The organism is Actinomyces sp. oral taxon 170 str. F0386 (assembly GCF_000195595.1).
Lineage (GTDB): Bacteria > Actinomycetota > Actinomycetes > Actinomycetales > Actinomycetaceae > Actinomyces.
The window spans coordinates 17,938-30,577 of record NZ_GL882519.1 but is presented as its reverse complement, the minus strand read 5'-3'; the positions used below and the strand labels follow the sequence as shown (position 1 = coordinate 30,577).

Annotated in this window: 10 protein-coding genes; 7 read left to right on the top strand and 3 right to left on the bottom strand. The window is 62.9% G+C overall.

The genetic code is table 11. The features are described from left to right. Positions 1-750: an ABC transporter permease gene (locus tag HMPREF9056_RS03345; protein WP_009402791.1), complete on the top strand. Its 750-nt coding sequence runs from the start codon at positions 1-3 to the stop codon at positions 748-750. Positions 751-795: 45 nt separating this feature from the next. On the opposite strand, the gene HMPREF9056_RS03340 is transcribed toward HMPREF9056_RS03345, so the two are convergent. From HMPREF9056_RS03340 to HMPREF9056_RS03330, 3 genes are all read right to left on the bottom strand, one after another. Continuing rightward, on the bottom strand, positions 796-2,895 hold the full coding sequence (locus HMPREF9056_RS03340; RefSeq protein WP_009402790.1) for a cysteine peptidase family C39 domain-containing protein: 2,100 nt from the start codon (positions 2,893-2,895) through the stop codon (positions 796-798). Next, complete coding sequence (locus HMPREF9056_RS03335; RefSeq protein ID WP_087942174.1) at positions 2,885-5,668, bottom strand: type 2 lanthipeptide synthetase LanM family protein; 2,784 nt, start codon at positions 5,666-5,668, stop codon at positions 2,885-2,887. The genes HMPREF9056_RS03340 and HMPREF9056_RS03335 overlap by 11 nt, the downstream gene beginning before the upstream one ends. Positions 5,669-5,903: 235 nt before the next feature. Continuing rightward, positions 5,904-6,059 (bottom strand): lacticin 481 family lantibiotic, encoded by a 156-nt coding sequence (locus HMPREF9056_RS03330; RefSeq protein WP_009402788.1) that lies wholly within the window; start codon positions 6,057-6,059, stop codon positions 5,904-5,906. 488 nt (positions 6,060-6,547) lie between these two features. On the opposite strand from HMPREF9056_RS03330, the gene HMPREF9056_RS03325 reads away from it, so the two are divergent. The 6 genes from HMPREF9056_RS03325 to HMPREF9056_RS03300 all read left to right on the top strand — a co-directional run bounded on the left by HMPREF9056_RS03325 (position 6,548) and on the right by HMPREF9056_RS03300 (position 12,562). Next, complete coding sequence (locus HMPREF9056_RS03325; RefSeq protein ID WP_009402787.1) at positions 6,548-7,705, top strand: ABC transporter ATP-binding protein; 1,158 nt, start codon at positions 6,548-6,550, stop codon at positions 7,703-7,705. Then, positions 7,702-8,460, top strand: a complete 759-nt coding sequence (locus HMPREF9056_RS03320) for an ABC transporter permease (RefSeq protein ID WP_009402786.1) — start codon at positions 7,702-7,704, stop codon at positions 8,458-8,460. The genes HMPREF9056_RS03325 and HMPREF9056_RS03320 overlap by 4 nt, the downstream gene beginning before the upstream one ends. Before the next feature lie 54 nt (positions 8,461-8,514). Then, positions 8,515-9,354 carry an ABC transporter permease gene (locus HMPREF9056_RS03315; RefSeq protein WP_034513611.1) on the top strand — a complete coding sequence of 280 codons (840 nt, stop codon included), beginning with the start codon at positions 8,515-8,517 and terminating at the stop codon, positions 9,352-9,354. 400 nt (positions 9,355-9,754) lie between these two features. After that, positions 9,755-10,507, top strand: a complete 753-nt coding sequence (gene mpaM, locus HMPREF9056_RS03310; RefSeq protein ID WP_009402782.1) for a daptide-type RiPP biosynthesis methyltransferase — start codon at positions 9,755-9,757, stop codon at positions 10,505-10,507. A 169-nt stretch (positions 10,508-10,676) separates the two neighbouring features. Beyond that, positions 10,677-11,861 carry a sensor histidine kinase gene (locus HMPREF9056_RS03305; protein ID WP_157184997.1) on the top strand — a complete coding sequence of 395 codons (1,185 nt, stop codon included), beginning with the start codon at positions 10,677-10,679 and terminating at the stop codon, positions 11,859-11,861. Further along, positions 11,858-12,562, top strand: coding sequence for a response regulator transcription factor (locus HMPREF9056_RS03300; protein WP_009402779.1), 705 nt, complete (start codon positions 11,858-11,860; stop codon positions 12,560-12,562). The genes HMPREF9056_RS03305 and HMPREF9056_RS03300 overlap by 4 nt, the downstream gene beginning before the upstream one ends. Positions 12,563-12,640: the final 78 nt, after the last annotated feature.

Sequence of the window (12,640 nt, the reverse complement as noted above, 5' to 3'; positions counted from 1 at the left end):
ATGTCCTCCGTCATCATCGAGTTCCTCAAGCTGCGCCGCTCGGCGAGCTGGGGCGTGGTACTCGTGCTGCCGACGGTCTCGGTCCTCTGCGCGTGCATGCTCGTGCGTCCTACGGACTGGCAGCTCCTGTGGGTGCGGTCCATCGGCTTCTACGGGATGGTGCTGCTCCCCGTATCCCTCGGCGTCCTGGCATCCCTCGTCTGGAGGGTTGAGCACCAGGGGTCTAACGGGCTGGCACTCATGAGCGCACCCGTCCCCACGTGGAGGACGGTGGCGGCCAAGGCCGCTGCTGCCTGGCTGCTCGCGGCCGTCATGCAGCTCGTCCTGGTGATGGCGGCGGCCGCCGTCGGGGCACTCGTCCTCGGGCTGCCGGGCATCCTGCCGTCGCGGTACCTGATCGTGGGGCTGCTGATCACGGTGGCCTGCGCACCCGTGTGCGCCCTCCAGTCGGGTCTGTCGGCCTTCACCCGGTCCTTCGCCGCGCCGGTGGCGATCGGTCTGGCGCTGACGGGAGCGGGGACGACGGCGCTGCTGGTGCACATTCCGGCGGCCTGGCTCCTGCCGCACGCCCTGGTCACCCGCACGACGCAGATCGGCGCCACCAGCGATGGTGCTGCCCTTGTCTTCGCCGCCCAGGACCTCACCTGGACGAGCGCTGCCGTCACGGTCGGTATCAGCGCGGCCCTGAGCGCCGTCGTCGTGCTGGCCACCTCCGTGGCGCTTGAGCGATCCGACACCCGAGGGGGCTGAGGACGCCTTCCGCGCCGACGAAGAAGAGGGCGCTCGGCTGCACGTCTATGCGGCGAGCAGATTAGCGCTGGCAACGAACCTCTTGTACCGCCTGCTCGTGTGCTCCAGGGCGGTCGGCACGCCGATAACCGGCGCGCTGTGGTTGCCCTTGACATAAACGACTCGGTCAACCCGGCTCAGAATATCCATCTGGTGGCTGACAGCGATGATCGTGACGCCACGGTACGTGTCGGACTGGAAGACGTTCCGGTAGATGCTCTCGCGCGTGCTCGCGTCCACTCCACTGAGCGCCTCGTCCCAGAAGATGCAGTGGCGGCCTCGTATGAGGGACCTGGCCACGAGCATCCGCTGCGCCTGACCGGAGGAGAAGTTCCGGCCGGACTCGAAGACAGCGGAGTCAAGCCCCCGAGGCAGGCGGGAGACGGTATCCGCGAGGTTCACTGCGGCAAGCGCCTCCCAGATGTCGGCGTCGGTGCAGTCCACGCCGTCAGCCACCAGGTTGTCGCGCACAGTGCCGGTGTAGAGCGACATGCCGGGCAGCACCACCCCCAGCCCCGACCGGTCCCACCCGTCCCCGTACTGGACCGTTCCGTCGTGCGGCAGCAGGCCCATGAGCGCGTGCAGCAGGGTGGATTTTCCTGACCCTGACTCCCCGATGATGGCCACATGCTCTCCTTGACCGATGGTCAATGAGATAGGAGCGAAGACCGGTTCACCACCTGGGTAGGTGCAGGACAGGTCGCGTGCCGTGATGAACGCCGGCGAGTCAGCGAGTACGACGTCGCGGCGCTGCTCCTCGGGCTCCTCCCGAAGAGGAGCCTGCTTCTGCTCAAAGACCGCAGCCTTTGCCCAGGAGACGAAGAAGGTCTGAAGCTCCGATGTCGCTCCGGCCAGCATGCCCACCCCCGACTGGAACAGCACCACATCAGGCATGCCGACGTGCCCCGAACGGTAGAGGCTGACGCTGAAGGCCGCGACGACGACCAGGGAGACGCCATAGTAGACGCGTTGGACTCCCGCGCTGAGGTTCTGGGCGCCCAGGGTCGTCTTGAACGCCTCGGCCAGACGATTGTTCTCCGCTGACCAGCGTGCCGCCACCTGGTCCTCCGTCCGGGTCACCTTGGTCTCATCCACAGAGTGAATATCCTGCTGAATGGCTGAGGTGAAGGCGATCTGGCGCTGGACATAGTTCTGACTGGCGTCACGCTCCCTCTGGACGGCAAGTCCAGCCAGGATGCTGAACAGCAGCGATACCCCGCACGTCAGGAGGGTCAGGGGCATGGATATCCACGCCAGGTAGACCACCAGGACCATGACGGAGAGGAAGTTGATGGCAGCCGGGATCGCTGAGGAGAGGATGACGTCCCTGATCGTTCCCCGCAGGCTGATGACCTCGATCAGGGACCCGACGGTCTGGCTCTTGAAGAACAGGTAGGGCCGCCTCAGCACCGAGCGGAAGAGTGATTCCGAGTAGCGCCGCTCAAACCTGCCCGTCAGACCACGCTGAGCAGCAGTTAGCATCAGACCGGACGCCAGGTACAAAAGGACAAGCACCACTCCCAGGCCGATAGTGATCGGCCAGAGATACTCTGCACCGAGGACAGTACGCACCCCGGCGGCAACTGCCATGGAGGCTGCCTGACCGATCGTCAGACCGAGGAACAGCAGCCACAGGTACCGGGAGAAGAAGACTCGGACAGCGGAAGGCGGCCGAGAACGGGGCGCCAGAGCCGGAGGACGCTCCTGCTCGACGAGGATCCACACTCCGGCAAAGGAGCGGTAGAAGTCCTCCAGCGGTAGGCGGAGTCTGCCAAGAGCAGGGTCGAACACGCGGACGTGGGTACGTGACATCGAGGCGACCACCACGAAGTGGTTCGAGTTCCAGTGCGCGATCGCCGGGCCATTGAAGGAGGTGAACACCTCACGTGTCCATTCTGCCCCGGGATCCCGGTAGGCGCGGGTGCGGGTGCCGATGGACTGATCGATCTGCCTCAGGTAGCTGGCTTTCAGTCCATCCGCAGGCAGGGCATCACCGTCGTAGAGCTCGTGAGGGAGGAGGTCGATCCCCAGGGACGAGACTGCCATGGAGTAGCAGGCCAGAAGGCAGTCCTGCTCTCCGGTCTGCATCCGGAACTTAACGCGCATGGCTACCACCCCAGTCAAGGCTTGGAAGGAGCAGCGGCGACATGCGGCTGCCCGGCATGGCGTGCTCGGCGAGTGCGTGCAGAATGCCGGGCAGCCCGCTCATCGCGGAGTACGACTGGAAGTGGCCACTCAGGCCGCACAGCCAGTCCTTGGTGATCCCGAAGCTACTCATGCTCGTCCACTCATCCTCCCAGGACCTGCCTGGAAGCCGGTGGGCGACGTTCTCAAGGGCGAGAAGATTTCCTGCCACGCCGTGGCAGACGGCAAAGGTGTCAAGCCCAAGCCCGTACTTCTCCACCCCGTCTGCAGTAAGCAGCAGCTCGTCACTGACGGCTGCACGCTCGTCGGGTGAGAGCAGGTCATGCTCGTCGTCAAGGTCAAGCCACCGGCACCTGGCCAGCATGAGCCCGGTGAGTCCGTGGCACCAGTTAGCGCTGGGAAGCCCGTCGTCTCGACGCATGTCCACCCAGGTGTTCCGACGTCGGAAGCGTTCGTCGTGCTTCCAGGCCGCCCTCCAGGAGTCGCGGTACTCATCACGACCGGTGACCGCGGCAGCATGAAGCAGTGCGGTGGCGACCCCACTGGCACCGTGGGCGAAGCTGGCGTTGTCGATGGCCCGGGGTCTGGGAACGGCCCAGCCGCTGTCACGTAGGCCGACCAGGTAGTCGGCCAGTCGAGCGATGAGCGGCTCGGCCTGCTGACGGTCCGGGAGGATTGCCAGCGCCATGATCGTCCCGGCGGCCCCACCGATGACGTCCGCATCGAGGTCGTCAAGAGGGACCGAGGCGCACGTGTCCACGAAGTCGTGGGTCAGCTGGTCCGCGTCAGCGTCTGTCAGGCCCTGGGCGCCAAGAGCTCGAAGAACAGGAAGGTACCCCAGGGTCCCGTTGTAGTAGGAGAAGAGCGCCTGCTTCGCGGCTAGACCTCGCCTGTAGGACTCGAGAGCCTCCCGGCCGATGCTGCGCAGCACAGGATCCATGCTGCGGTCGCCAGTGAGCTCACGGTAGCTCAGGAGCCCCACCGCGAGCCCCGGTGTTCCCGAGTAGAGCGACCCCGCGAGCGGGCGCAGCTCCAGCGCGTCGTGGTCGTCGACTGCCAGACTCAGCCAGTTGACAGAGCCGTCCGACTCGGAACTGACCGCAGACTTGCATATTGTCCTGTAAAGGTCCTTCGCCCCCTCGTACGCAGAGTGCGCGGGTGTCTGGGGCCCGCGCTCGTACCTCATACGCCGGGGACTCTGGAGAGACAGCGTCGTTTCGCTGTCAAAGGCGAAGCGGATGAGCCTCTGCTGGAGGGCAAGGTCGTCGTCGCCAAGCGCGTCAAGGACCGAGTACACGCCGTGGGTAGGAGGTGCTTCCAGACTGGCCACCAACGCCCCGCTCGGGTCATAGACGTCCGTGGAGTCTCCCGAGCACCAGAAGATCGGAATGCTGCCCTCGTTCATCTGGGCAATCTCAGAGGAGACGACCTGCTCGGAAAGGCCCTCGGACCGGCGGCGAAGGTACTCATAGATCTCCTCCTGCCGACCAATCCTGGTCACGGACCATAGGTAGCTCATGAACATGCTGTACTCAGCGGTCCTGCGGGCGAGAAGCCGGCACTGGACGTTGGGGGCGCGGTCGGCCACCAGCAGAGCAATATCCCGTCGGGCTTCTACCGCCGCCCTGTAAGACCTCGTGAAGCCCCGGACTATGGCATCGACGTGGTTCATCGGCTGCAGAGCGGCGGACTCACCGTCCTCGACGACGTGCGGCAGATGGGACGTGTCAGTGTGCTCCAGAACCTGCTTGGTGAACTTGACGTCGTCGCGGCCGAGGTTGACAAGCGCCCGCGACTCTCTTTGCCACCTGCCCTGGGACAGTCCACTGACGTCACCCCCGTACATCTCGTTACCGGTACCGACGGGAAGCATGCCTGAGCCGCTGACGGAGGACATGATGGAGCCGTTGACATCGCGCATCGCCTGCGTGATGGAGACAGGCTGCCGCAACGGGGTGCTGAACATGGTCTCGGCGTCGACGACGCAGGGGGTGCCGGCTCCGGGCAGGATGTTCTCGTGGTGAAGGTCCGTCAGCCCGACCAGGTAGGCCACGAGGAGCAGGTGCCCCACCCTCTCGTAGTAGGCGTTCACCGCGTCTTTATTTGAGCACGGCTCGGATTTTATCTCCTGCACCCAGGAGTACCCGGAACGAGCACTGAGCCGTGGCGTTACTCGGAGCGCACTGATTCCGGCCGCCGCCGCGACCGTGTCGGAGACCGCCTGCACCAGGAGCTCACCGGAGGACTCCCGGGGCTTGTAGTACAGAGTCGCGTCCCCACTCAGGGAGAGCCTGCACGTGGCGGCTCCATCGTGAAGGTCTCCCATCGGTTTGATCTGGAGAAGATCGGAAGCCTCGGGCGGAAGGATTGACTCGGCTACCAGTGACTCATAGTCGTCCTTGAAGCGCTGACGCACCGTGGCGCACAGGGACTCAAGAGAGTCGAGCCGTGAATGAAGGCGCTCAAGAACGTCCGGGAACCTGGAGGCGACATCAGGGATCACCTTCTGACGGGCTAAGGCCTCGAAGTCCCGGTAACGTTTCTGCGGGGAGTCCCCGTCAAGTTGATCCTGCAGTCGGTACTCGTTGATGAGATACACCAGAACCGGACCGACTATAGCCAGAATTTCTCCCTGAAGATACTGAGGAGGCAGGAACCGCCTAGCTAAAGAACCCACATCCTCACCCCACAGGGATACATAGGTATAAAACGGAATCTCAGGTGAATGACCCATAATCTTACTCCCAGAGGATTATTGACAGCTGCATCAATCGTTTACGTTTACCCAGACCAGGGAGCACATGTTTCATGCCCGCAAATAAACCGCATGACATTCTCCCCTCGGGTTCACACCACTTTTTAGCGGTACCGTTCATGTTGTCGATGTGCGATGCGCATTGTGGGTAGACCGGGCAGACGGCCCGGCCTACCCACAACCACTCTCGAGGCCTACCGAGGACGGGGCGCACTCACGAGCAGCACGTGAAAATGAACTGCCAACTGTTCATGTGGCACTCATGACTAAGCGTGTAGTACACGCCGTTGCCAGCCCCCAGAACCTGGTCAAGCTCCGCGTCACTCAGCTCATCGAGGGCGGCTGCCGCCTGCATGTTGATGTTGCTCATGATGTTCTCCTTTCGAGTTCGCACCGCCCTTTAACGGTGCTGTTCATGTTGTCGGCTCATCGATGAATCATCGACGAATCCTGTGGCGGCTCAACGGACGCCAGACTCTCCAAGACTGGCGACTCAGGAGTTGAACCTCGGTACCGACGCTAGGCGCGCCCCCGCGCACCATCAAGGGAGCGAATATGGTGACCCACATGGACGACCTCTTTTTCTGAACAGGCTGCCAGCATTTGCTGCGCGCGATATCGCCACTGATTCCTGATGTCGACACAACAGGTGGACGGCATCTCGCTACCATCGACCGATACCTACCGTCTTTGAGCACCCCAACTCCAGAACGTCAATACGACGATCGACTAGCCCGTTCGTAGGACCAGAATCATTCACATGGATTTTCTTAACGGTGTTAGAGTGGATACGCCTTTCAAATCATGCAGTCGATGTCCCCGCGCTTAGCGGCGACGAAATCGGAAAGGAGCGCAGCAATGCTGAATACCAGGCAGCACCTGGTGGTGCGCAGTACAGGACTGACCAAGCGGTACGGAAATGCCGAAGTAGTCAGTGGTGTCGGCCTGGAGGTTCCCGCCAGGCAGGTCTACGGCTTCCTCGGCCCCAACGGAGCGGGTAAGTCCACCACGATGAAGATGCTGCTCGGGCTGACCCGCCCCACCAACGGGAGCGTGGAGGTCTTTGGGGAGCCCTTCTCACCCGGACGCACACTGGCCCGCGTGGGTTCCCTGATCGAGCAGCCCTCCTTCTACGGTCACCTGACCGGACGGGAGAACCTTGACATCGTGCGCCGGGTCAAGCATCTGGGCGCAGCCAGCATCGACCAGGCCCTGGATACCGTGGGTCTGTCCCACGCAGCCAACAAACAGGCACGGAACTACTCCCTGGGAATGAAGCAGCGGTTAGGTCTGGCCATGGCCCTGCTGGGAGAGCCCGAGCTCCTCATCCTGGACGAGCCCACCAACGGGTTGGACCCCTCCGGTATCCACGAGATCCGCGAGCTGATCACCAGCCTGCCAGCCTCCCGGGGGATCACTGTGATGGTCTCCAGTCACCTGCTCAGCGAGATCGAGCAGATGGCCGACACCATCGGCATCATCAGCCACGGCCATCTGCTCTACCAAGGTCCTCTGTCTGCCCTGGCCGAGGCCGGCCACATCGTGGTGCGCACCCGCCCCGAGCAGGCGGTCCCCACTGCCCAGACCCTGGCTGCTCAGGGCTGGCGGGTCAGTTCAGTCCAGGACGGCGAGATCATCATGCCCGCATACGACGACGATCACGTCGCCCGGCTGGTCACCACCCTGGTCACCGCAGGCACCAGCATCTACCGAGTCGAGCTGAGACGCCGCTCCCTGGAGCAGATCTTCCTGGACATCACCGAGCAGGCACCCCCGCAGGGCCAGCCCAGTACCCAGCAGCAGCCACCGCGCGGAGCGCCGCACCAGCCCGCTCACGTCCGTCAGGCGCCAGTCCAGCGGCAGAGCACTCCGTCACAGGCGCCGGCACCCGGCTACCCGGGCGCCCAAGGACCCCGCCGGGCCCCAGCCCGACCGGTACCCACTTACACCCAGGCTGCTTACCAAGACCCAGCCCAGCAGACCGCCTACCAGGGGATGAGGAGGGTGGGAGCATGAAAGCCCTAGGACTGGAGATCTCCAAGCTCAAGAGGTCGCGTCTATGGCTGACCCTCGGCCTGGCCACCGGCTTGGAGTTGGTCTGGGCCACAGCGCTCACAGTCATCAGCCTGGCCAGGATATCCAGCGGTGTCGCGGCAACTACAGGCTACATCATCGGTAACGCCACGGGTGTGCACTCCCTGATCGCGCCGATCGTCTCCGCAGTGGTGGCCTCGCGCCTGGCTGCCACTGAGCACGACAGCACCATGTTGTCCCAGCTCCTCGCTGACGGCCAGTCGCGCACCTCCCTGTTCCTGGCCAAGCTCACCACGGCCCTGGCCATCTGCTCGGTCCCCGTCATCGCCCTGGTATCCATAACCACTCTGGTGGCAACTGCCAACGGTGTGCCCACCGACCTGGGCATGACCGCAACCTGGCTGGGTGGATTGCTCGTAGCCAACATCGCGATGACCGCCATCCACCTGGTCCTGGCCATGCTCGTCCAGCGCCAGGCCCTGACGCTGACCGTCGGTGCCCTGGGCGGCCTACTCGGCACCCTCACCGATATCTTTATGCCCAGCTCAGTAGCCATCGTTCTGCCCTGGCAGTACCCCGCTCTGCTTTCCCCCGTGCGTTTGGTGTTCGGCGAGGGCACCACCACCGGCATAGCCCCATTGGAGCACCTGGGTGCCTACACCCTCCTTGTCATCGTCATGGGCCTGGCCGCCACAGCCCTGGCCCAGGCTGTCTTTAGCCGACAGATCACGCGCTAGACACCCCCAGCTCGCTAGGAAACGACATCCAACCAGAACGAAGAGGAGACCACCATGACCGCAGCAATCAGTACCGCTGCACCCGCCGGTATGCCCGAGTTCCCCCAGACGGGCCCAACCACCACCAGGACGAGTCGGCTGCACGAGCGGATCCTAGTGCCCCTGGCCATCGAGCGCGTCAAGTCCAGACGGTCCTGGATCCTGGCCACCTTCGCTCTGGCCCTGGCCGCCCTCAACACCGCCAGCGGCGTGTTCAAATACCTGGACAACACCGAGATCTTCCGCGATCAGGGCGTCACCTGGCAGGTAGTGTGGGGCCAAGGCGGGCTGATGTGGGGCACCTTCTTCCTGCCCATGCTGATTACCTTCCGCGCCGCCGGCCTGACCCGCATGGAGCACGAGCACGACAACTGGCGCCGCATGGCCACTTACGGCGCAACCATCACCACTTACACCGGCAAACTCATCCTGACCACCCTGTTCGCCTTCTACTGCCAGATGGCCTTCCTCCTGCTCGTCATGGCTGCCAGCGCAGCCCTGGGTTTCCACTTCACTCCGGCCGACATCGCTACCGTGACCACCTGGGCCTTCCTGGGGGCTTTCGGAGCCGTCACCATCGCGACCGCCCAGCTGCTCGTCGGCATCTACGTCCCCAGTTTCGCCACCACCGTCCTGACCGGCATGGGAGCCTCCTTCCTCAGCCTGGCCATCCTCCTCGTCGCTCCGCCGATAAGTGCTCTCTACCCATACTCCCAGGTCAGCATTGGCATGCAGGCCCGCACACTGGCCATGCCCACACCCGCGAGCATCGCCTGGTTCCTCATCTGGAACACCATCCTCATCACCGCCACCGTTCTCCTCAGCAGGCGAGCGCTAAGAAGGAAGCAGCACTGACTGGTGGACTGCTGCTGAGGGCTCTTCGGACACTGAGGTTCCTCGGACAAGGTGACGGGGATTAATAGCATCAAGTCGAGGGCTCTTCGGACACTGAGGTTCCTCACTCCATGAATCAGCCTCTTACCGTCATTGAACTGTGACATCGGGAGCATCCTGCTCCTCCGACAGGAAGGACACGCTGATGTCCAAACGCCATTGCCGCCAATTTTGTTACTCACTCCAGGTGCGGGCCAGACTCCGGCCTGCCGCAACCGCCGCAGCCCATACCTGCTCCCTCGGCGCCCTGCGCAGCACGATTACCGCCGGTTCGATCCGACCGAAGCCCCCTGCTGCTCAGGCCTGCGTCTGGAGGTCAAGTCGGCCAACCACCCCACGGAGCCTCAGGAGGTGATCCCCTATGGTTGAGGTACGAGCAGCGGGCCATGACAGCCTTTCCTTCGGCACCGGTGCTCGCCATGACCACGAGCTCACGCACCGGGACGACACTGAGATTGCCTCAATCCTCGATTTTCTCGAGATCCTGCCCGACCAGACACTGGCCGGGTTGCGGGTCCTCGAACTTGCCTGCGGCTCGGGGCGCGTCACTGTGCCCATGGCAGCCGCTGGGCACCGAGTGCTCGCCACCGACCTCAGCATCGATGTGCTCAGTCTTCTCGCCGAACGACTGACTGAACGGCAGGCCATCCAATCGGGAATCGCAGGCCGGGTGGAGATCCAGCAGGCGGACATGGTCTCCTTCGACATCAAGGAGTCCTTCAAGGCCGTCTGCCTCCCCATGGCAACCATCACCCTCCTGAACCCTGAACAGCGACGAGCCACCATACGATGCGTGGCCGCCCATTTGGCGATCGGCGGCGCCCTCATCGCCTCCATTGATCGAGTACTCCCTGCCGCAGCCGCAACCAGCACAATCCGGCTCCGACCAGATGCATACCTCACCGAGGAGATCGACCATGCGGGTCGTAGGCGGCGCACCATCCTGCGCTGCCGTGACAAGGAGTACGTCTCCGAGCGCTACCTCGTCACGCCCGAGGACCTCGTCAACGACCTCAAGGAAGCCAGCCTCTTTCTGGCCGCTCAACGCTCCACCCCTGATCCAGTTCTGCCACACCACATCAGCGTCATCCTCGGCGCCGTCAATCGACGGTGACGCTCCGCTGGTCCACCACTGAATCCACCACCGAGTCCTCCGGAACGGCATCGCGCGCCCGCCGAAGGGCCAGGATGGCCTCCAGGACGGGGCGGTGCTTGGTGTCGACCCCGCCCTCACTCTCACAAAACGCTTGACACACCAATAATTTATCCGGTATTAAAGTTTTGTGAGCAACTTCTCAGAGGAGATCACCGCCCGCCACCACTGGTGGTCGGGCGTGCATCTATGGAGTGCATCCCGATCCCGGCAGCGATATGCCGCTATCGGATCCATAGTTGGTGTCATCAACCTGGTGCTGATGCTCACCCTCTTCAACTCACCCAGCACAGAACGCCTCATCTTTCTTCTCTTAACAGTTATCACTCTGTCCCTCATTCCTGCATACCCCATATCGGGATCTCTCGGCTATCTGGCCCTCTGGATCGTGCTCCTTCAGGTGCCGCACGTTCCCGCTGGCGATGTGGTGATAACCAACGCCGTCTTCTTCTTCTACCTGGGACTGTTCCTCCCTCTGCGGATTGCGCTAACTCTTGCTCTCATTGTCCCGCTGGCGGTCATCACCCCTACAGGCCCTATCTCTGTGGCGGCATCACAGCTGTTCCTCGCAGCCTGCACCCTTCTTCCCGGATCAATGATCCGTCGCACGGAGGCGGCGTTACGTCAAAAGATCTCCGTCGCCACTGAGCAGCTGTCTTCTATCCGCGAGGAAATCGCACGTGAGATGCATGACCTCGTCGCCTACTCGATGTCCCAGACCGCCTTGCGGGCGCAACGCGCAGCCGCGGACTCCTCCTACCCCGCCGCCGCACGGCAAGAGTTCGCCGCGATCGAGTCCACCGCGGCCGACTCGCTTCACGAGCTACGCCTCGTGCTTCGAGCCCTACGAAACAACGACAAGAACACCGATCGTGCAAGTATCACCGGGCTGGGAACCGTCGTGCTGGATCTTGAGGAGTCTGTACGCGCCGTCGCCGATGACCTGTCCGCATCCGGCTACTCCGTGACCTATCAGTGCAGAGGAGATGGGCACTACAACCGTCTTCAAGCCGCTATTCTCTCCCGGGTACTTCGGGAGATGAGCTCTAACGTTCTTAGGCACGCGGACTGCGATCGGCCAGTCACCATCACCCTGAGTCAGGACGTGGATAAGGCTCGCCTGGTGGTGACCAATGGGGTCTCCGCTTCGCATCATACGCTCCCCTCCTCCGGGATGGGCATACTTGGTATGCAGGAAAGACTTTCAACCATTGGCGGCTCACTGGACACACTGATGGACAATGGCACCTGGTTGACATCCGCCTTCATCCCTCTCTCACAGTCACCCGCACTCGTTATCGAGGATGAGTCATGATCAGCATTGGTATCGCGGACGACGACGCTCTGGTCCGTCAGACGCTGACAGATCTCCTGTCCAAGAATGACGACATTGTCGTTGCCTGGACAGCCAAGGACGGCCAGGAGGCACTCGACCTCTTCCACTCCTCGGAGGTCGACGGTAAGGTCCAGGCCGTTCTCGTGGACATCCAGATGCCCAAGATGGATGGCCTTGCACTGGCTAAAGCACTTCTCGAGGAGAACCCGGATACTGCGATCCTTATCCTGACCACGTTCACAGCCGACTCCATCGTCGACGACGCCATGGCCTTGGGGGTACGCGGATTCGTTGCCAAGGAGGATGGCGCATCCTCCTTGGCCGGCGCCATCCGGCAGGCGGTCGCAGGCAATCTCGTCCTGTCTCCAACATCATCGGCCATCATCAGCGACCAGGCCAGACTATGGGCAAACGGCTCTGCCCAGCCCTCAGAGTCCACCTCGAAGCAGACTCAGACACAGCAGAGCGCTTCCCCGCTCCCCCATGGGATCCCCCTGTCAGAACGAGAACGGGAGGTGCTGACGCTTGTCGTCGACGCCAAGACCAACAAGCAGATTGCGACCCGGTTGAGGCTCAGCGAGGCCACGGTCAAGACTCACGTCTCCGCGATCATCGCCAAGCTCGGAGTCCAGGACCGGGTGGGAGCAGTGGTATACGCCCTACAGCACAATCTGGTTTGAACGGAATCACCCGATCGACCTATCCGGATGGGTGATTCACACCACTATCCAGCAGGAGATACTTAGTGCGTCACCAGC

Excerpts from the sequence above, each read along its gene's own strand:
- HMPREF9056_RS03325 (WP_009402787.1), top strand. The coding sequence starts at position 6,548 with ATGCTGAATACCAGGCAGCACCTGGTGGTGCGCAGTACAGGACTGACC.
- HMPREF9056_RS03330 (WP_009402788.1), bottom strand. The coding sequence starts at position 6,059 with ATGAGCAACATCAACATGCAGGCGGCAGCCGCCCTCGATGAGCTGAGT.
- HMPREF9056_RS03300 (WP_009402779.1), top strand. The coding sequence starts at position 11,858 with ATGATCAGCATTGGTATCGCGGACGACGACGCTCTGGTCCGTCAGACG.
- HMPREF9056_RS03315 (WP_034513611.1), top strand. The coding sequence starts at position 8,515 with ATGACCGCAGCAATCAGTACCGCTGCACCCGCCGGTATGCCCGAGTTC.
- HMPREF9056_RS03340 (WP_009402790.1), bottom strand. The coding sequence starts at position 2,895 with ATGCGCGTTAAGTTCCGGATGCAGACCGGAGAGCAGGACTGCCTTCTG.
- HMPREF9056_RS03335 (WP_087942174.1), bottom strand. The coding sequence starts at position 5,668 with ATGGGTCATTCACCTGAGATTCCGTTTTATACCTATGTATCCCTGTGG.
- HMPREF9056_RS03320 (WP_009402786.1), top strand. The coding sequence starts at position 7,702 with ATGAAAGCCCTAGGACTGGAGATCTCCAAGCTCAAGAGGTCGCGTCTA.
- HMPREF9056_RS03345 (WP_009402791.1), top strand. The coding sequence starts at position 1 with ATGTCCTCCGTCATCATCGAGTTCCTCAAGCTGCGCCGCTCGGCGAGC.
- mpaM (WP_009402782.1), top strand. The coding sequence starts at position 9,755 with ATGGTTGAGGTACGAGCAGCGGGCCATGACAGCCTTTCCTTCGGCACC.